A 20,622-nucleotide genomic window follows, 5' to 3' on the forward strand; every position below is an offset into this window, starting at 1 on the left:
GTTCACCCTTTGTGTTTTATCTGTTCTGACTGAGCAAACAGCTCAAAAATACTCGAAAAATCTCGCTTACCGTTACCTTGTTTCGCATGATTCACATAGAGGCTACGTGCTAACGCGCCCATTGGCGTACTCGAATTCGATAACAAGGCCGCCTCTTGCGAAAGCCCTAAGTCCTTCACCATCAAGTCGACCATAAAGCCGCCTTGATATCCATTTGAAGAGGGCACCGAATCCATCACATCTGGACAAGGATTATATTTCTCTAACGTCCAATTACCACCACTGCTGACTTTCATAATATCGGAAAGCACTTTTGGGTCGAGCCCATGATCGACTCCCATCTGCAATGATTCTGATGTGGCAACCATCAGTACCGAAAGCAGCATATTATTACATATTTTAGCCACTTGCCCAGCACCAGGACCGCCAGCGTGGAAGATATTCCCCCCCATGGCATTTAATACACCCTGTGCCAGTTCAAAAGCCTTATCGCTGCCACCACAAATAAAGGTCAATGTACCAGCCGCCGCACCTGCCGTGCCGCCAGATACTGGCGCATCGATAAACTCCAAGCCCTTGTTAGCCGCATGCTCGGCAACAAAGCGCGCACTGTCTGCATCTATGGTTGAACAATCGATTAAGAGGGTCCCCGCAGCCACCACATCGATAAGCCCTTTTTTTGTATCATCGTTTGCATCACTTGATACATAAAGACTACGCACATGTTTGCCAGCAGGCAGCATGGTCACCACTATGTCCGCGCCCGCTGCGGCGCCGCAAGCGCTTGTTGCTGTAAGTGCCCCTTGCTCAGCTAATGCCTGCATCGCTTCAGGCACCAGATCGAACACTTTAACCGTAAAGCCCGCTTTAATCAGATTGGCCGCCATCGGGCCACCCATGTTTCCTAAACCAATAAATGCAACAGTACTCATTATTCGCTCCAACTCACCTTTGTGAGTGCTAGGTACTTAATCCATTTAGCGGCAATCTTTAAGTTTACCGCTAGCGTTTATCTTTTAATGTTAGTGCAAACCTTTTAGCGGATGACTGGCATCGTCCCATGGGGATCGCAGTAAACCTTCTGCGTAGCCCTGGGGGATCGCCGCCACATCGGCAAAGCGCCACTGCGGATTGCGATCTTTATCGATAAGCAGCGCCCTCACACCTTCGGCAAAATCTGCCTTGGCACAGCAATTAACACTTAGTCCAAGTTCAAGCTTAAAACAATCGGCTAGGCTCAAATCCTTACTCAGTTGTGATTGCAAATGCACAAGTTTCAGGCTGATTGGACTGCCCGCTAACATGGTCTTAATCGCTTTGACTAACCAAGGGTGCGCGATTGCCGTTTGCTCATCCTGATCTGTGACACGTGTACTGATACGAGCCCTAACACGAACAACGATCTCATCTAATGAGCCCGTCATTAGCTCATCGATAAGCTCACGGTTTTGCTCAAGCTGGCTCGCGCCGAGTGGCGTGCTGCATTTTTCTTGCATCTTATCGAGCAAGCTATGCAGGGCTTGATGATTCTCATTTTGGCTAGCACTCCAACTCACGCCAGTTAAGGCATCAAAGAATGCCGCTCTGTCATCAAAGTTCAGATAATGATTACCTATGCCAACATAATGGGCATCTGCGCCGCTCATGTTATAAGCCGTCATTCCTAAAAATAGCCCGGATTTTCCCGGCATCCGATTTAAGAAATAACTGCCGCCAACATCGGGGTATAAACCGATAGTGACCTCAGGCATGGCGATACGCGAGCGCTCGGTGACGATACGGTGACTTGCGCCTATCATCAGGCCTAGGCCGCCGCCCATGACTATGCCATCTCCCCAAACGGCGACAGGTTTACCAAAGGTGTGCAGTAGATAATCGAGCTCATACTCTTGTTTAAAGAACTGGGTTGCCGCATCAGTGACTTCACCTGGCGTTTTTACCGAAGCTTGATAAATGGCGCGTACATCGCCACCGGCGCAAAAGGCTTTTTCACCGGCTCCGTCGAGTACCACTGCAACAATATTGTCATCACTGCGCCATGCAGTCAGCTGAGCGGTCAACGCCTGCACCATGTTTAGGTTTAGGGCATTGAGCGCTTTTTCAATATTCAGTGTCGCAACGCCAACTTGCTTACCAGAGTCGGTGGTTAGCGTACTAAACAGCACTTGGTCGCTGTTTGCTTGCATATTCAACTCGCTCATTAACCATTCTTCCAATTCGCTTTGCGCTTATTTAAGAAGGCATTAACCCCTTCGGCCTGATCTTCGGTGTCAAACAGATTAGCAAACAGTTCACGCTCTAGTGGTAGCGCCTGTGCCCTTGGCATACTGCGACCAGCTTGTACCAATGTTTTACAAGCTTTAACACTGCTTGGGCTTTGATTCGCTACTTTTTCGGCCAGCGCCATTGCCGTATTAAAGGCATTACCTTGTACAACCACTTCTTCAACTAGGCCTATCTTCTCGGCTTTCTCGGCGTTAATTCGCTCACCACATAAGATCATACGCTTAGCCCAACCTTCGCCCACCAGCGCAGTTAAGTTCTGGGTGCCGCCCGCACAAGGCAGCAGACCAACGGTAGCCTCTGGCAGCGCCAGTTGCGCCTGCTCTTCACAAATACGCAAATCACAAGCGAGTGCCACTTCTAGACCGCCGCCCATGGCATAACCATTAATTGCTGCGATCGAGACACCGCGGAAGCTGCTTAAGGCTTCGAAGGCTTCACCAAAGTAACGCGCCATATCCGCCGCATTTTGCTTATCGCCATCGGCAAACAGTTTTAGATCGGCGCCAGCTGAGAAGAACTTATTCCCTTCGCCAGTAATCACCAAGGCATAAACCTCTTTGTTTTCATTGAGGCTTAATACCTTATGCTTAAGCTCTTGCAGGCTATCGGCAGTCCAAGTGTTAGCGGGGGGATTGTTGATGCTGATCACCGCTGTGTGACCAACAATTTGCTCTTTCAATAAGCTCTTTTCTGTTGTTAACGTCATGAAAACTCCTTTTACTAAACTGAAATCAATTAAACCGAATACCAAGGCTCTAGAGAATCGCGCCTGCGTTCTCATCCAATAAACGGCGAGAGATAATCAATCGCATGATTTCGTTGGTTCCCTCTAAAATTTGATGCACTCTAACATCGCGTACATAACGCTCTAACGGATACTCTCGAATGTAGCCATAGCCGCCATGAATTTGCAGCGCAGCGTCACACACCTGAAAACCGATATCGGTAGCAAAGCGTTTGGCCATGGCGCAATAAGCAGTGGCTTCAGGATCTTGCTGATCTAATTTAAAGGCTGCTAAACGCACTAACTGACGCGCAGCAACAAGTTCGGTCGCCATATCGGCAAGCTTAAATTGCAGCGCCTGAAATGCCGCCAAAGGTTTACCGAACTGCTTTCGCTCGTTCATATATTTGGTCGCTCGCTCAAGCGCGGCTTGCGCGGTACCGATTGAGCAAGTGGCGATGTTGATACGGCCGCCATCTAGCCCCTTCATGGCAAAAGTAAAGCCTTGTCCCTCTTCACCTAGTAAATATGACACGGGTACACGTACATTTTCGAAGGTGATTTCGCGGGTAGGTTGAGCATTCCAGCCCATCTTATCTTCGGCTTTACCGTAGATAACACCGGCGGCATCGGCTGGAACCACAATCGCTGAAATCCCTTTAGGACCCGCCTCACCAGTGCGGCACATCACCACTAATAGTTCGGTTGCCCCAGCGCCAGAGATAAACACTTTCGAACCTGAAATCACATACTCATCGCCTTCGCGAATAGCCTTGGTTTGCAGCGACGCCGCATCACTCCCCGCCCCAGGCTCAGTTAAGCAATATGACGCAAGCTTCTCACCTGTAGTCAACGATTCAGACCACTCTTGGCGCAGTGTTTCTGAGCCAAAGCTAGTGACCATCCAAGTGGCCATGTTATGAATGGTTAGCATTGCAGTAGTTGCTGTGCAGCCCATGGATAACTGCTCAAAAATAATCGATGAATCTAAACGAGACAGACCCATTCCACCTTCGGACTCTGGCGAGTACAGAGAGCAAAAACCTAGCTCTCCAGCTTTTTGAATCACATCTTTAGGGAAGTGATGCTCTTCATCCCATTTAGCCGCAAATGGCGCTAACTCCTCTGCTGCAAACTGCTGCGCGAGATCGCTAAATTGGCGTTGGTCTTCATTCAGGTTAAAATCCATCAGGCTACTCCTGTTGTTCTGTCAATTGCCTATGCTCTAGGTGCTAGGTGCTAGATACTAGGTTCTAGTCCAGTACCATCAAGCAAAAAGCTTTGGGTCTTTACTAACGGCGCTCCTTTCTATTAGCTACCGCTGCAGACCTCTATTCGTTATTTCTTATGTTCTTGTGTTCGCAGTTGTTTGTTTAGGGCTAACTCAATAAATATGTGTTAGCCCCAAACGAACATTGCCACCGCAAAAGGGTGGCAACAAGTTGTATTACTTAAGCTCAATCGTCATATTTGGCGCCGATGCCACCGCGATATCAGACTCAAACCAACGCGCTGTGATAGTCTTGGTTTCGGTATAGAATCGCACTGCTTGCTTTCCGTATGCATGCTGATCGCCATAGAAGCTGCCTTTCCAACCGGTGAATGAGAAGAAAGGTAATGGCACTGGAATCGGTACGTTAATGCCCACCTGACCTACTTCAATCTCGTGCTGGTATTTACGCGCCGCGGCGCCGCTTGCAGTAAAGATAGAGGTACCATTGCCGTATGGGCTGTCGTTCACAATGGCAATCGCCTCTTCAAGAGATTCGGCATTCATACAACAAAGCACAGGACCAAAAATCTCTTCCTTGTAAATGCTCATATCGGTTGTAACCTTGTCGAACATGGTTGGACCAACCCAGTTGCCCGACTCATAACCTTCGACAGTAAAATCTGTGCCGTCTAGCAGGCAATCTGCTCCCTCTTCGATACCTTGAGCAATGAGGCTAACCACGCGTTGCTTAGCCGCAGGGCTAATCACGGGGCCATAGGCGGCATCTTTATCATCCCAAAGCCCAGGCTTAACTTTAGCAATCGCCTCTTTAAGCTCTGGGATCCACTCTTTCGCTGCGCCGACAAATACCGCCACAGAAAGCGCCATGCAGCGTTGACCCGCGGCGCCAACAGAGGCGCCAACCAAGTTATTGATCACTTGCTGTTTATTGGCGTCAGGCATGATCACGCAGTGGTTTTTAGCGCCTGCAAAGGCTTGCACACGCTTTAAGTTATCGGTACCGGTTTTATAAATGTACTGACCCACATTGACCGAGCCTACAAATGAGATAGCCTTAATATCTGGATGCGTCAGTAAGATATCCACTGCGGTTTTATCACCATGCACTAGCTGTACCACGCCTTTTGGCGCGCCCGCCTCTTCAAATAACTCAATTAAGCGCTGCGGCGTCATAGGATCTTGCTCTGATGGCTTTAAGATAAAAGTGTTGCCGCAAGCAATCGCCAAGGGGAACATCCACAGTGGGATCATCGCCGGGAAGTTAAACGGGGTAATACCCGCACACACACCCAGTGGTTGAGTGTAGCTGTAAGTGTCGATTGAGCGCGCCACGTTTTCAACGGTTTCGCCCATCATCATAGAGGCAATATTACAAGCGTGCTCAGCCACTTCGATACCACGCCAGACATCACCTTTGGCATCATCGAATGTCTTACCGGTTTCTTGGGCTAGAATCGTCGCGATTTCATCGTGATGCTCTTTTAAAAGGTGCTGATATTTGAGCATGACACGAGCACGCTCTGAAACAGGCACCTCTTTCCAACTTTGAAAAGCGGTTTTCGCACTGGCAATAGCTGCTAATACTTCGGCATCGTTCGCTGCATTAACCACTGCTATCGTTTCGTTGTTCGCTGGGTTAGTTACCGCTATCTGCTTATCGCCTTGGCCCAATACCCATTCACCGTCAATGTAATGCTTAACTTGAGTCGTCATATCGCTTCCTACTTTGGCAACGCCACCTTTGAGTGACAATTGCAAAATGATGATCCAACTTGGCCAATTTTTATATTCATATTGATAGCAAAAACGTCGCTTTCAATATCTTGGTCCTAAGTTAAATCGAGTCTTGTTGATTAGTTTTAAGCTGCTATTTCAATGTAATTACAAGCTTTAAAGCTCAATAGCCATCGCTGTCGCTTCGCCGCCACCGATACACAGAGACGCTACACCGCGCTTAAGGCCGCGTGCTTTTAGAGCATAAATCAAGGTCACTAATAGGCGCGCACCAGAGCAGCCTATTGGGTGGCCTAACGCACAAGCACCGCCATTAACATTGACCTTGCTAGCATCGAGTCCAAGCTCTGAAATCGCCAGCATAGTTACCATGGCAAAGGCTTCGTTGATTTCAAAAAGGTCGACCTCTTCTTTAGTCCAGTTAACTTTGTCGAGCAGTTTGTTCATCGCACCGACTGGCGCGGTGGTGAACATTGAAGGCTCTTGTGCGTGGGTAGTGTGACCTTTAATTGTTGCCATTACTTCGAGGCCTAGCTCGGCAGCTTGGCCGCGTGTCATTAGCATCAGCGCCGCGGCGCCATCTGAGATGGAGCTTGAGTTAGCGGCGGTGATGGTGCCGTCTTTAGCAAAGGCTGGGCGAAGTGTTGGGATTTTGTCTGGACGGGCATTACCCGGCTGCTCATCGGTATCGACCACTATATCGCCGCGGCGATTCGCCACTGTTACTGGAGCGATTTCATCGCTAAAGGCACCCGAGTCGATAGCGGCGTTGGCTTTTTCTAAAGAGTTCAGCGCAAAGCTGTCCATCTGCTCTCGAGTCAACTTAAAGTCATCGGCGGTGTTTTGCGCGAACGTGCCCATGGCGCCACCCGTGTAAGCATCTTCAAGACCATCGAGGAACATATGGTCCATCACTTTGCCATGCCCCATACGCATGCCGCCACGAGCTTTATCTAGTAGATAAGGCGCTTGGCTCATACTTTCCATACCACCAGCTACCACCACATTGGCGCTGCCCGCTTTAATTAAGTCATGCGCTAGCATCACGGTTTTCATGCCTGAACCACACACCTTGTTAACGGTAGTCGCACCAACAGAAAGAGGTAACTCAGCGCCTAATGCCGCTTGGCGTGCCGGAGCTTGGCCTAGGCCTGCTGGCAATACACAACCCATCAAGACTTCATCGACAAGCTCACCTGCTAGACCGCTTTGTTGCATCAAGCCTTTAATCGCCGTTGCAGCAAGCTTTGGTGAGGCAACACTTGAAAGAGCGCCCTGAAACCCGCCCATTGGCGTGCGCTTTGCGGCAACAATAACAATATCTTGTTCTAACTGAACTGAACTCATAATTACTCCGGTAATACGCTAGTTAACCTTTATTAGAAGTCGTCTAAAGCCGCGCTAGTTGTAGGGTTGAGCGACTTAGTTTATTGACTGTTCTCAGGCTATCACCTAGCTAACATAAATGTGATCTTGCTCAATATTTAACACTCTGACGTTTACGCGAACGTAAAGCAAGCGGTTATTGCTCAAATATCTACCAAAGTATAGGGTCGAGTTGTCACATAGAATTTACACAAAGATAACGGCTAAGCTTGATTAGTTGTGCGGTACAGATGCTGCTGGAGACAAGGTAAAAACAAAAAAGCCGATACGCTGTAGCGGTATCGGCTTATTAGAGTGAAGTGAGGACGACTAGTCCTTCGACTCCCAAGGGGTAATTCCTGTCATATCATCTAAATTATAGGGCGTAAGCTGATAGACGTAATAGTTAAGCCAGTTGCTGACCAATAGGCTTCCATGACTATGCCAACGCGAGATCGGCTCCTGATCTGGATCGTCATTTTTAAAGTAGTTTTTCGGTAACTCAGGCGTCAAACCCTGAGCTATATCGCGATTATACTCATCTTTCAATGTCGATTTTTGATATTCAGGATGTCCCATCACAAACAGATTACGGTTATTTTTGCTCAGTACCATGTAGGCGCCCGCCTCGTCAGACTCGGTTAACACCTCTAGCTCTGGGTGGGCGCGTAACTTTTCAATATCCATTTCGGCAAAGCGGGAATGAGGAGCGAAAAACTCATCGTCAAAACCACGTAACAAAGGGTAATGCACACTTGTGCGCTTGTGGGAAAATACCCCGGCGCGCTTTATTTCTAACAGCGAACGGTTTAAACCAAAAAGGTGATACAGAGCAGCATGAGCCGCCCAGCATAAAAAAAGTACCGAGGTGACATGTTGCTGTGACCAATCGATGATCTCACGAATATGATCCCAATAAGAAACTTCGTCAAACTCAATCTTGCCCAGAGGCGCTCCGGTAATAATCAAGCCATCGTAGTTCTTCTGCCTGATCTGCTCAAAATCGCGATAGAAGTTATTCATGTGATCGATAGAAGTATGCTTAGAGGCTTTATCGTGAATTCTGAGCAGATCCACATCGACTTGCAGCGGGGTATTACCAAGAAGACGTAGCAGCTGGGTTTCGGTCTCAATCTTATTGGGCATTAAATTAAGAATTAATACCTTCATTGGACGAATATCTTGATTCGCAGCCCGAGTCTCCGACATTACGAAGATATTCTCAGACTCCAAGATCTCTGCCGCGGGCAGATCATCGGGGATTTTAACCGGCATAGCGCGCCTCTTTTTCCTAATTAAGTAACCTATCAGAAAGAGGCGCGCCGGCTAAACTAACTCACAGTTAATCTATTTAGCGTGCCACCTTCTGTACTAATACTGACATTGGCTCACTCGAGTCCAAATCGATTCGATAAGCTTGGGTATTAATAAACATCAACTTATCATTCAATGTGATACGCGCACCTACATTATAGGTGTGGCCATCTTCAAATTGATCTCTATTAATTAAAAACTGAAATGGTATAGGGGTACTGACATCATTGCGCTCAAACTCTGCTATCACCTCGGCAGGGGCATCCATTAAAGATACATCCTGAACCTGTACGGTTATTACCGCATCTTCAGGCAGTGCCATACGCTCCTTGTACCAAACCTCACCATGGATCTCCACCACAGCATTCGATGTTGCACAACCCGTCAACATGCTTGCTGCTACCGCTAGAGGTAATAAAGGCTTAAACCACTGTTTCATATTTATGCTCCTAATAATACATCAAGACTTCTGGAAGTCTATATGTCCGTACTTGAATTTTATATTAGTTAATTTTTCTCAGCTAGATTAGCTTATTAGAGTGAAGCTTGTTTTACGGATTTATCTAGCAGATAAAGCAAGAAAATGCATTCTCACTATCCGTATCACAGCAACAGACAATTAATCTTGTTCTAATACACTTATCTTTCTATGATAAGTTACCTATTCGAAGTCGAATACCCATATGACACAAGCAACTGCAATAATTGTGGGCGCTAGCTCATTACTTAGCCGTGAAATTGCAAAACAACTTGCAGATGAAGGCGTTGAACTGGCCCTATTAGCACAAGATCCACAATCTCTTATCGAGTTTAGCCAATCCTTGCCCACTAAGGTGCAGGTGTTTCCGCTGCAAATCGACGAGCCCGATGCCATCATCAGTACCATGAATGCCGTTTGGCTATCTCTTGGTGGCGCTCATCTGGTTTTGGTCAATACAGGTCTCACTCACTATGACCCTGAACTACCTTGGCAGCCAGAGCAAGATATCATCACAGTTAATGTGCAAGGCTTCTCGGCCATTTGCAATACAGCATTTAGACTATTTCGCGATCAAGGCTATGGTCAATTAGCTGCGATTAACTCGATTGCGGGATTAAGAGGCGGCCCTAGTGTGGCTTATCACGCCTCTAAAGCTTATGCACAAAACTATTTCGAAGGTTTAAGCATGCACGCCCAGCGCTTAAAGATGCCTATTACCATTACCGATATCCAATTAGGTATGCTAGATAAGGCAGCCATGCAGCAAAACAGGCTATGGTTATCACCACTGCCCGTAGTTGCCAGCCAAATAATTAAGGCGATGAAAACCGGTAAGCGCAAAGCCTATGTAACCAAACGCTGGCGTCTCGTCGCTTGGTTAACCAAAGGCTTACCAGAGTTTGTTTACAATACTCGCCACTGGAAAACCAAAGCGCAGAAGAAAGCTGAACGCGCGGCTAAGAAAGAATCGAAGTAATCACAGCAATTGTGTATGAAACATAAAAAAGGAGCCTATTGGCTCCTTTTTTATGGGTGGGACTTGTCCAGAATGTCTTCAGATTAGAAGGTGTAACCTACGCTCACCATGTAAACCCATGGGTCGATATCTGTTTCGACTTTTTGTGGTGCACCGCCTAAGTTGAACTTAACGTCGGTACTGATCTGTGCATACCAAACTGACGCATTTATTAGCCAGCTATCATTGATTTGATAATCAAGACCTACCTGAGCCGCTAAGCCCCATGAGTTGGACATGCTTAAATCAGTTAACGCGCCACCTAAGTCGTTGGTAAATTCGTTATCGAAGAAATTAGTAAAGTTAACACCTGCGCCGATATATGGACGTAACTTAGAGTTCGCATCGCCAAAATAATACTGAGCCACAAGGGTTGGTGGTAGCTGCTTAGTCTCGGCAATCTTTCCATGCTCACCTAATGAGATATCGTGAGTAAATGGCGTAGCGGCTAACAACTCAATACCTATGTTGTCAGTCAACATATAGCCGAAGTTCAAACCTAGCTGAGTATTATCACTCACTCCAAACTCGGCAATATTGGCAACAACTGGGCTAGATTCATTCGGGGCAACTACTGCTACACCTGCACGGACAATAATGTCGCCAGCTTGGTGAGCTAATGCTGAAGAGGTAAAACCTGTCGTTAGTAGGGCGGTGGCGATCAAGCTAGAAAGGATTTTATTATTCATCATACTACTCCATTAATACAACATATAGCGCTGCTTTTATTATCAAATTCCTTACATTTGCGTGCATCCTGCCAGATCAACATCGAGTGAGATTTGATCTAAATCAAAGTCGATACCGAATACCCACTTCGAGATACCTTTAAAAGGATCTAGATCACAATAATTAAACATACATTGAAGTCGCACCTTTGGTTTTAGTGATAAGTGCACACATTGTTCACTAATTGATCCGGAATTTGAATTACAAAAACAATCAGGCATTAACAGATTTAAAACCCTGGTATTACAGTTAAATATGAATCGATAATGCGTGTCAGCGCATCGAACGACAGAAAGGAGTAACAGATCGGAGTAGCATCTAGATGTGAAACAACATGTGGATTAACAAGTAAAAGGAGTTGGTGACAATTGATAAAGATTGAGTCTCAGACAAGTTTCTCTGCAAGGCTGAATTTTATTGATTGAACAATTGATCCAACCGCGCATTAACTTGAGTATTTGTGGGAGATGGGATCAGTAATAACAATCGTGTCGCCTCGGAGCATGTAGTTGCCGCCATGTAGGTCCATCACCCCATGGTCATCAACAAAACTCAGCACCTCAAACAAGGTTTTCAGTAGCTCTTCATGCTCATCGATAATTTCATCATTTATCACCACAGGCTTGCGCTCATCCGAACTCATATAGAAGTGCGTTCGTGGCTCTTGGATCTGCTCAACAAACTCATCGACGCTTTGAACCTCGTCGGTAAAGGGTTTCTCTGGATCGGCAAATGGTAAGGTCATGGTACGCAAAGTGCCCCAGAGTTTACCAAAATCATAATCGTGAAAATGGCTTGGGCGGGTTGGCTCTTTGCCGTCATCAGTGATGTCTTCAAGCCGCTCCATCACATAAAAGCGCACCACTCGGCCGCTACTCAGCTCAATAGTGTCTTCACGATGTATGGTGGGAACATGGGGATTGTCTTGATTTTCTGGGCGCATGCACCAGCGGGCAAACAGATAATAACCATCGATCTTACTGTTGCACAGCTTAACCACTTTATCGGGCTCTCCGGGCACTTCGTACACTTCGGCATAGATACCGGTGGCGATCAAATCAAGTTCAGTAAACCGCTCCAGATATATCGATACATCATCAACTCGATGGATCTCCTCTGCGGTTGCCAACTCTTTAATTTCTTTTATTGCATCAAGATAAGGATCCATCGATTAAACCACCATTTACAGCAAGAACAAATTGAGAAGTCCCTATGGCAAGCTATACAAAAAGCTTAAAAGGAAACCATTATAGTCTCCAAAATCATTGCTATTACATTAGCAATACTTGCTCATAAGTTCATCACTTAGCATTATCTCGCAGCTTAGGGTAAGTTTGCAACCATCCCTTTTGTGTCAGCCTCTGTTCAAACAACGCACGCTTTGATTTGGGGTTAGCTTGCAATGAAAAATCAAACAGGCATGCTAAATCAAACGGACTATGTAAGGCCAATTCCGCGGACTCTAATGAATGATCAGATGCTGATGCAGGTGAAAGTGTTAGCTGACAGCTCACCCCAACAGCGGTTTGCTTTTCGGGCCAATAACTCATGGCATCTATGCTTGATGCATACTGTTGATGCTGGTTACGCAGATGCATTCTCGCTTGATTCTTAACAGACCATGGGTACATAGGCGCTATTCGATTGAGCTCGGCTTCAATTTCGCCATCTCTGCCCGAGGATAAGTCACTCTGATCAAAATAGATGAAATCGATATCATTAAGTTCAGTTTGAATATTGTGCAGTTTATCCCAAACTAAGTTTCGGACAAAACCCGCCGCCAGCATCCAATCATTGAGCTTAATTTGCTCGGCGATACGCAGGGCATTGAGTCGATAATCATCTTCGAGTAACCAGAGCTTAATTTGCTTTTCAACGTCTATTTTAATGTTCAAAAGTTACTCACTTGAAAAGTGTAATAAAAAAGGAGCCGAAGCTCCATTAATACTGATTGATATTCCGATATTGATAACTTAAGGGGCGGCAACAGCCTTCATCAATACCTCTGTGGTGTATTTATCATTGTTGATCACCGGAAAGCGATCATAGGTCTGAAATATCACTCGCCCCTGATATTGGATCATCGCCACTACCCCGTAATTGATACTGTTATCTACGGTATCTGCGGGGAGAAGGAACTTAAACGGCACTGGCGCTCTAACAATATTAAAGTTCTTCTGCGCCACAATCACGCCCGGGGTATCTAGGTCGATAATTGCAATCGTAATGGCGCTACCTTGAGGAAGCGGTAGCTTTTCTAAGTAACCCGCTGCACCATTAACAATCACAGGCGGTTCCTCTTTGACGGTCACACACGCCGTCAATACCAAGACACATAAAAGTACGATGCTTTTCTTCATTAATGAGATCATGATTCTAATCCTGAGTATCTAATATAAACTTTACTAACATTGACTATGCTTTCTTTGTCATACGGATGAGGCCTTCCTGGGTTGCAGACGCCACCAGCTCACCTTGTTGATTAAAGAATTGCCCTCTTACAAAACCTCTACCACCACAGGCATTAGGGCTATCGATGCTATACAAAAGCCACTGACTGAAATCGAACGGACGGTGGAACCACATAGCGTGATCGATCGTCGCCATTCGCATACCTGGGGTCAAAAATGACACCCCATGAGGCTGCGCAGCCGTCACCAGAAAGTTAAAGTCTGACGCATAGGCGAGCAAATAGTCGTGCACAGAGAAATTATCTGGCAACTTGCCATTGGCCCGGATCCATACATAACGAATAGGCTCGCAGGCTTTAGGTGCGATGGGATCACTTGGATTGACTAGACGCATCTCAATCGGCGTGTCAGCCATAAACTTCTCAAGCACTTTAGACGGCACCTTGTCTCTCAGTGTCATCGCCAGTTCTTGTTGGTTAAGCAGACCTTCAGGCCCCGGCACATCAGGCATAGTCGCTTGATGCTCATAACCTTCCTCGCTCGTTTGAAAAGAGCAGGTCATATAGAATATAGGACGACCTTTCTGGATAGCTTTGACTCTTCTCGCACTAAAACTGCCGCCATCTCGCATGATTTCAACATCATAAACGATGGGTAGCTTCTCATCACCCGCACGTAAAAAATAGGAGTGTAAAGAGTGCACTTTGCGATCAGGACTCACAGTACGCTTAGCCGCGCTAAGCGCTTGCCCCATGACTTGACCGCCAAAGACATGCCCAAAACCAAGATCTTGGCTTTGGCCACGAAACAGCCCCTCTTCGATCTGTTCTAAAGAAAGTAACGCTAGAAGATCATCTAATACTTGGCTCATTACAACCTAAAAAATCAGCTAATTATGGCCATAAGCTTAACTCAAGATCCCCCAACCTCGCCAGTTTTACTCTATATTGATGTGACGCTGATTTGCCGACGCCTTTGCCCAAGCAAGTACCTGTGACTCACCGCTTCGATGGATGGTAACTGGTTTTGCATGGTAGATCTCATGCCAACGATCGCTGATCACCTCAGGCGTACACTCCTCGGCTTTAAACCGTCCAGGACTAAACTCGACTAAGGCCGCATGACTTATTCCACCAGCCGCGGCGAGGAGATGCTCCCCTGAAGGGCTTTTGGAGCTACAAAGGTATAACATGGTGGCGGTAACGGTTGTTTTTGAGAAGAGCGGTTTTACCGTAGACGCTAAATGCGATGCAGTCATAGATGTAACGGCATGTGGAATGATGCTGTTGACCTTGATACCGTGTTCTACGCCCTCATGATGTAAGCTGTTAACTAGCCCCATCACCGCCATCTTGCTAGCGCTAAAACTGGTTTCATACATGTCACCATAGACGGAACTGGCACTGCTCATCACGACTCGGCCATAGCCCTGTCGCTTCATCAGAGGCCAGACAGCCTGAGTCATATAGAAGGTGCCATTAAGATCGACATCTAGCTGATGTTTCCAGTTCGATGCACTCATCTGCTCGAATGCACAAGGGTTATGAACTCCTGCATTATTGATTAAGATATCGACTCGTCCCCAGCACTGCACCACGTCATCGATCATAGTCTTGATGTCATCAGTGTTGGTGACATCCAATGCAAAAGACTTAAACTCTCCTCCTAGAGCCGTTATCGCCTTACCACAAGATGTTAGTCCAGAATTAGGTTCTAAGTTTAACGTTGTGCTTGGGCTAACATCCTCTGTCTGAGTCGTTTCGTTATCCACCAAAACCACTCTTGCTCCTCGCTCAGCTAAGGCTATGGCATAGGCTCTTCCCAAGCCCGATGCAGCACCTGTTACTATGGCGACCTGTCCCTCAAAACGCATAGCTTCGACCCCTAAGCAAATCTGTTAATTACAAATGTAGTCCTTGGCTGCAAAGACAGCAGCCTCATTAATCTAAAGCAAGAATGACTGCTCACATTCTTTATGCCCACTTTAAAGATGTAATATTGCATACACTCCTGCCTATCAAGTGTGCGCTAGTTCAAAAATATGCAATGAACCAAACCGAAAAATGATAATGCTCGGCAAAGTGTTAAGCCGACCACTTTTGCAATTACAAAATCCACTTTTTAGAAGTTGTTAAATTTGCTATGCTTGCGCTAATTCATTTTAATCTTTATGTCATCCTTCTTTGATGTAAACCTCTGTAAGTAAATATAAACCATGAATCCTTGGATACTTGCCATCCGCCCTCGCACCTTGCCTGCGGCGATTGGACCACTGCTGGTTGGTAACGTGCTCGCACTACAACTTGAGCAATTCAGCTTATTCATTGCTGTAATCTCAATGCTTTGTGCCTTGTTACTGCAAATTGCCGTGAATTTAGCCAACGACTATTTCGACTTTAAGAGCGGTGTCGATACAGAAGAGCGTCTAGGCCCTGTTCGCGTTACCCAGAGCGGTATGTTGAGCCCTACAGCCGTGCGTAATGCCATGATCTTATGCCTAGTGTTAGCATTACTCGTTGGCTCTTTTCTTATCTACCATGGTGGTTTACCGATTGCCTTCTTAGCGGCGGCGGCCGTGCTTGGCGCTTTAGGTTATAGCGGCGGTCCTTACCCGCTAGCCTCCCATGGCTTAGGCGAAGTCGCAGCATTCGTGTTCTTTGGTCTTGTGGCTGTAGTAGGAAGTTACTTTCTACAAGCGGGTGAAACGGCAAGCAGTGCTTGGTTGCTCGGTAGTGCCATCGGCTTCTTAAACGCGGCAATTATGTTAGTAAATAACACCCGCGATATGGAAACCGACATTAAGGCGGGTAAAAAGACCTTAGCGGTTCGTATGGGACTCGAGCAATCACGGATCTTCTACCAGAGCTTTGTCTTCCTTCCATTTGCCATCATTATTGCTGGTTTCTTTATGGGTGCGCTGCCTGGCCTGCCTGTGCTTTTAGCAGGACTTGCATTTGTCATGGCAAGAAAGTTAAGCCGTGATTTTAATGAAGTTAAAGGTGCAGCGCTCAATCCGTTACTCGGTCGTACCGCTAAGCTAACCATGATTTTCAGTGCGCTGTTCAGTGCAGGTCTACTAGTCGATGTAGTGATGGCCTAATACCAATCAGTATAAAGATTTGATCGCTCAGCGAGAGTTTAGCGGTTCTGAGGCAAGGCAACGAGTGAAGAGCATAGTTGTTCTACGGTTAAGCTCGTTAACACAGCATCAGAACCGCTAAAACTCGCCATTCTGGAGCGTTTTTGGCTGCCTACTTCTGCGTTGAACGGCTTCACAAGGGAGCAACCATTCTTTCAGCTATTCGCCTTGAATTAGTTGCCAAAAAACGCTCTGAGTAGATCAACTTCTTATACTGACTGGTATAACTTCTAGCATTAACTAAACTCTGTACGAGACTCGATGACAAAAAAGCCTATCAATTTGATAGGCTTTTTTATTATCTATGTCTTGTCCTGAAATATGGTTACACCTTAATTAAGCTGAGATCGCCACTCCAGTTTAAGTGGAACTTCTCACCTGCAGGCTTATCGATACGTTCAAAAGTATGGGCACCAAAGAAGTCACGCTGCCCCTGAAGTAAGCTCGCGGGCAAAGTTTCGCAGCGATAGCTATCGTAATAAGCCAACGCCGAGCTGATACAAGGAGCCGGAATACCACTGAGTACCGCAGTCGATACCGCCACTCGCCAATCTTGCTGCTTTACAGACAAGGCCTTTGAGAAAGCTTCCGCCAGCAACAAGTTCTCAAGCGAGCTATCTTGCTGATAAGCCTCAGTAATCGACTGTAAGAATGTGGCGCGAATAATACAGCCTGCTCGCCAGATCTTAGCTATCTCGGCAAAATCTAACTGCCAGCCCTGCTCTTTAGCTTGCATAGCCATCAGCTGAAAACCTTGAGCGTAACAGGATACTTTAGCGCAATAGAGTGCACTTTCCAGCTGTTCGATAAACGCTTGTTTATCAATATTGCCTAGGGCTTTACTCGGCCCCGATAACTGCTGACTTAACTGCTGACGCTGAGTTTTTTGAGTGCTCAGCGCACGAGCATATACGGCTTCGGCAATGGTTGGCGCCGGGCAGCCTATTTGCAGGCTGCTTACCGCAGTCCAAAGGCCTGTGCCTTTTTGCCCCGCCTTATCTAAGATCATCTCCACCAGCGGCGCGCCCGTTAATGGGTCTGCTTGCTTAAGCACCTTTGCGCTGATCTGCATCAAGTAGCTATTTAAGCTACCTTGATCCCAGCGCTCAAACACATCAGCCACTTCACTCGGGGTTAACCCTAAGCCTTGATTTAGTAGCTGGTAAGCCTCACAGATCAGCTGCATATCGGCGTATTCGATGCCGTTATGTACCATTTTTACATAATGACCTGACCCAGCAGGACCGATATAAGTAGTGCAAGGTTCGCCCTCTTTAACAGGGTTTCCCGGCTCAAACCGTTCGATAGGTAAACCTGTTTTTGCATCGACCTTAGCGGCAATGGCTTGCCAAATCGGTTCAATTCTATTCCAGGCCTTTAAGCTACCGCTTGGCATCAATGAGGGGCCAAAACGGGCGCCGACTTCACCGCCAGAAACGGCGCAGCTAAAAAATAAGAAATCATCGGCGTAGCGCTGTTCTCGCTCGACAGTATCTGTCCACAGACTATTACCTGTATCGATAACGATATCATCGCTCTCAATTCCGGCATCAATCAGGGACTGACATGCACCACCTACAGGCGCACCCGCTGGAACCGATAGCAACAGCACTCGAGGTTTTTCTAATTTAGATAACATTTCAGAAAGATTGTTACAGCCGAGGATGCGTGGCTCTGTTATCTGTTTTAGGTATTGTTGACGTTCAAGTTTCTCTTGATTGACAGTGTCTTGCACTTTAATTTCATCAAGGTCAAATGCAGCGACGCGATATTGGTTATCAGCGATATTAAGCGCTAGATTCTTGCCCATTACGCCTAAGCCAATAACACCTATATCGAAAAGATTAGATTGGTTATTCATTTAAATTATATTCCGCAGGTCACAGAGAGTTCCCTATCTATTTTTTGTTCAGCTTACGTCATTGCGCTTGCTTGATTGATAGGGTTATTTGTTATGGATTATACAGACTTTGGTAACTTAATTACTATATAAAACTTAACAACTCAAGCTTAACTCATGTAAACGAAAACCCATTCGTTGATATGCAAGCGACCTAAACAAAAAAAATCAGGCTGCTATTAAAGCCCTGCTTTCAATAGGCCGGTATTTATGCCGACAAAGATTGAATATAAATCCTTTCATTGATGGGCTAAAGCCCAACCTACAAAGGAATAACACCACCAGTCTTAACCGTCTTAGTCTTAGCCGTCCCAGCCTTCCCTAGGACCTGCTCTTCCTAGGACCTTTTTTAAACCTGCGCATCTGCATAGCCCATACGGGTCAAAGTATTGCGCACTATGTCAATTGTGGCAGGATCTTCAATGGTCGCAGGCACCTTGTAGCTTTGGTTGTCAGCAATATTGCGCATGGTGCCACGTAAAATTTTACCGCTGCGAGTCTTGGGCAGCTTTTGCACCGCGCTCACGAGCCTAAATGAAGCCACCGGCCCTATCTCTTGACGCACTAGACTCCTGAGTTGCCGGTTAAGCTCATCTTCATCCAGCGTCACCCCTTTCTTCAATACTACCAGTCCTAACGGAACTTGGCCCTTAAGCACATCTTTAACCCCGATCACCGCTGCCTCGGCAACCGCTTCATGTTGACACAAGACCTCTTCAAAACGTCCGGTAGATAATCTATGACCGGCCACATTAATAATGTCATCGATACGACTCATGATGTACAAATAGCCATCTTCATCTTTATAACCCGCATCTCCCGTCAGGTAATAGCCTGGATACATAGACAAGTAACTATCCTGATAGCGCTGCTCGTTTTGCCATAGTGTGGTTAAGGTCCCTGGCGGTAGCGGCAGCTTTATCACCACATTACCGGATTCATTGGCGCTAACTTCATCCCCCATCACATCGACCACATCAACTTTATAACCTGGAACTGCCAACGCAGGAGAGCCCGGCTTGACCTCTACGGGTGCGTACCCCATCAAGTTGGCCGCTACAGGCCAGCCAGTTTCAGTCTGCCACCAGTGATCTATCACGGGTTTATTTAACCTATCTTCTGCCCAGTGCAAAGTGTCAGGATCGCAGCGCTCCCCAGCGAGGAACACGTTTTTCAGGCAAGTTAACTCGACATCCTTTAAAAAGTCGCCATAAGGATCATCGCGCTTAATCGCTCGAATAGCCGTAGGTGCGGTAAAGAAGCTCTTCACCTTATACTTAGCAATGGTGCGCCAAAATACACCTGGATCCGGTGTGCCGACGGGCTTACCTTCATACAGAATACTCGTTGCCCCAACCAATAAGGGGCCATAAACAATATAGGAATGACCTACTACCCAACCAACATCCGATGCAGCCCAAAATGTGTCTCCAGCGTTAATGTCGTAGATATTTTTCATCGACCAAGCCAGCGCCACGGCGTGGCCGCCATTATCGCGCACCACCCCTTTTGGCTGCCCCGTGGTACCTGAGGTATATAAAATATAGAGTGGATCTGTGGCATCTAGAGGCTGGCAATCGATATTCGGCGCAGTCGCAATCACGCTTTGCCAGTCGTTATCACGCTCAGGTTTCAACTTAGCCTCTAGCTGACTTCTATTTAATATCAAGCAAGACTCAACTTGATGGCAAGCCTCCTCTAACGCTGCATCAAGCAGAGGCTTATAGGCGATCACACCTGAGGGTTCAATGCCGCAGGAGGCCGACAGAATAAGCTTAGGTTTGGCATCATTAATACGGGTAGCGAGTTCATTGGCGGCAAAACCGCCAAATACCACAGAGTGAATAGCCCCAATACGTGCGCAGGCAAGCATGGCAAAGGCCGTCTCTGGCACCATGGGCATATAGATCACCACCCTGTCACCTTTCTTGACGCCAATGGAGTCCATGTAACCTGCGAGTCGACTCACCTGCGCCTGCAGTTCTCGATAAGAGATCCCATATTCACAGTCGGTAACTGGACTAACATACTGCAAGGCAATTTGCTCGCCCCGCCCAGCTTCTACGTGTCTGTCGACGGCGTTGTAACAGGTATTCATCTTGCCACCTTTAAACCAATGGTAAAAAGGTGCCTCAGTCTTATCTAAGACTTTATCCCATGATGAAAACCAATCAATTTTGCTTGCGGCCTCAGCCCAGAATGTTTCTGGGGTGGCGATGGATTTGGCATGTAGCTGCTTATTTTTATCTATCACGATACTGACTCCACTGGCTAACACTCAGCTAAATAA

General features: G+C 46.7%; 18 protein-coding genes. 2 read left to right on the plus strand and 16 right to left on the minus strand.

What is annotated here, in order from left to right; genetic code table 11:
- Positions 1-2: 2 nt before the first annotated feature.
- The 8 genes from mmsB to SPEA_RS14735 all read right to left on the minus strand — a co-directional run bounded on the left by mmsB (position 3) and on the right by SPEA_RS14735 (position 9,096).
- Entirely contained in the window at positions 3-932 is a 930-nt protein-coding gene (gene mmsB / locus SPEA_RS14700) for a 3-hydroxyisobutyrate dehydrogenase (protein ID WP_012156004.1), read from the minus strand.
- A gap of 90 nt (positions 933-1,022) precedes the next feature.
- A complete protein-coding gene (locus SPEA_RS14705) occupies positions 1,023-2,201 on the minus strand; it encodes an enoyl-CoA hydratase/isomerase family protein (protein ID WP_012156005.1) in 1,179 nt (392 codons plus the stop codon).
- Complete coding sequence (locus tag SPEA_RS14710) at positions 2,201-2,992, minus strand: enoyl-CoA hydratase (RefSeq protein WP_012156006.1); 792 nt, start codon at positions 2,990-2,992, stop codon at positions 2,201-2,203. The genes SPEA_RS14705 and SPEA_RS14710 overlap by 1 nt, the downstream gene beginning before the upstream one ends.
- 49 nt (positions 2,993-3,041) lie before the next feature.
- Complete coding sequence (locus SPEA_RS14715) at positions 3,042-4,199, minus strand: acyl-CoA dehydrogenase family protein (RefSeq protein ID WP_012156007.1); 1,158 nt, start codon at positions 4,197-4,199, stop codon at positions 3,042-3,044.
- A gap of 258 nt (positions 4,200-4,457) precedes the next feature.
- Positions 4,458-5,957 (minus strand): CoA-acylating methylmalonate-semialdehyde dehydrogenase, encoded by a 1,500-nt coding sequence (locus tag SPEA_RS14720; RefSeq protein ID WP_012156008.1) that lies wholly within the window; start codon positions 5,955-5,957, stop codon positions 4,458-4,460.
- Between the two features lie 177 nt (positions 5,958-6,134).
- Positions 6,135-7,325 carry a thiolase family protein gene (locus SPEA_RS14725; protein WP_012156009.1) on the minus strand — a complete coding sequence of 397 codons (1,191 nt, stop codon included), beginning with the start codon at positions 7,323-7,325 and terminating at the stop codon, positions 6,135-6,137.
- 348 nt (positions 7,326-7,673) lie between these two features.
- The gene (metA, locus tag SPEA_RS14730) at positions 7,674-8,618 is read right to left on the minus strand and encodes a homoserine O-acetyltransferase MetA (RefSeq protein ID WP_012156010.1); all 945 of its coding nucleotides are present in this window, start codon (positions 8,616-8,618) and stop codon (positions 7,674-7,676) included.
- 76 nt (positions 8,619-8,694) lie between these two features.
- On the minus strand, positions 8,695-9,096 hold the full coding sequence (locus SPEA_RS14735; RefSeq protein WP_012156011.1) for a YbaY family lipoprotein: 402 nt from the start codon (positions 9,094-9,096) through the stop codon (positions 8,695-8,697).
- A 244-nt stretch (positions 9,097-9,340) separates the two neighbouring features.
- Here SPEA_RS14735 and SPEA_RS14740 point away from each other — a divergent pair, with 244 nt between their 5' ends.
- The gene (locus tag SPEA_RS14740) at positions 9,341-10,114 is read left to right on the plus strand and encodes an SDR family NAD(P)-dependent oxidoreductase (RefSeq protein ID WP_012156012.1); all 774 of its coding nucleotides are present in this window, start codon (positions 9,341-9,343) and stop codon (positions 10,112-10,114) included.
- A gap of 83 nt (positions 10,115-10,197) precedes the next feature.
- Here the strand turns inward: SPEA_RS14740 and ompW are convergent, their stop codons facing one another.
- The 6 genes from ompW to SPEA_RS14770 form a co-directional block, all read right to left on the minus strand.
- Positions 10,198-10,845: an outer membrane protein OmpW gene (gene ompW, locus SPEA_RS14745; RefSeq protein WP_012156013.1), complete on the minus strand. Its 648-nt coding sequence runs from the start codon at positions 10,843-10,845 to the stop codon at positions 10,198-10,200.
- 482 nt (positions 10,846-11,327) lie between these two features.
- Positions 11,328-12,050, minus strand: a complete 723-nt coding sequence (locus SPEA_RS14750) for a hypothetical protein (protein WP_012156014.1) — start codon at positions 12,048-12,050, stop codon at positions 11,328-11,330.
- A 133-nt stretch (positions 12,051-12,183) separates the two neighbouring features.
- Positions 12,184-12,777 (minus strand): nucleotidyltransferase family protein, encoded by a 594-nt coding sequence (locus SPEA_RS14755; protein ID WP_012156015.1) that lies wholly within the window; start codon positions 12,775-12,777, stop codon positions 12,184-12,186.
- A 78-nt stretch (positions 12,778-12,855) separates the two neighbouring features.
- Positions 12,856-13,254, minus strand: a complete 399-nt coding sequence (locus tag SPEA_RS14760) for a YbaY family lipoprotein (protein ID WP_012156016.1) — start codon at positions 13,252-13,254, stop codon at positions 12,856-12,858.
- Between the two features lie 43 nt (positions 13,255-13,297).
- Positions 13,298-14,164 (minus strand): acyl-CoA thioesterase II, encoded by an 867-nt coding sequence (gene tesB / locus SPEA_RS14765; RefSeq protein ID WP_012156017.1) that lies wholly within the window; start codon positions 14,162-14,164, stop codon positions 13,298-13,300.
- A 66-nt stretch (positions 14,165-14,230) separates the two neighbouring features.
- The gene (locus tag SPEA_RS14770) at positions 14,231-15,166 is read right to left on the minus strand and encodes an SDR family NAD(P)-dependent oxidoreductase (protein ID WP_012156018.1); all 936 of its coding nucleotides are present in this window, start codon (positions 15,164-15,166) and stop codon (positions 14,231-14,233) included.
- 342 nt (positions 15,167-15,508) lie between these two features.
- On the opposite strand from SPEA_RS14770, the gene SPEA_RS14775 reads away from it, so the two are divergent.
- Entirely contained in the window at positions 15,509-16,393 is an 885-nt protein-coding gene (locus SPEA_RS14775; protein WP_012156019.1) for a 1,4-dihydroxy-2-naphthoate polyprenyltransferase, read from the plus strand.
- Between the two features lie 364 nt (positions 16,394-16,757).
- Here the strand turns inward: SPEA_RS14775 and gnd are convergent, their stop codons facing one another.
- Both gnd and SPEA_RS14785 read right to left on the minus strand, forming a co-directional pair.
- On the minus strand, positions 16,758-18,293 hold the full coding sequence (gene gnd, locus SPEA_RS14780) for an NADP-dependent phosphogluconate dehydrogenase (RefSeq protein WP_012156020.1): 1,536 nt from the start codon (positions 18,291-18,293) through the stop codon (positions 16,758-16,760).
- A 388-nt stretch (positions 18,294-18,681) separates the two neighbouring features.
- Entirely contained in the window at positions 18,682-20,586 is a 1,905-nt protein-coding gene (locus SPEA_RS14785) for a propionyl-CoA synthetase (RefSeq protein ID WP_012156021.1), read from the minus strand.
- Positions 20,587-20,622 lie beyond the last annotated feature (36 nt).

The organism is Shewanella pealeana ATCC 700345, assembly GCF_000018285.1.
In the GTDB taxonomy this organism is placed as follows: Bacteria; Pseudomonadota; Gammaproteobacteria; order Enterobacterales; family Shewanellaceae; genus Shewanella; species Shewanella pealeana.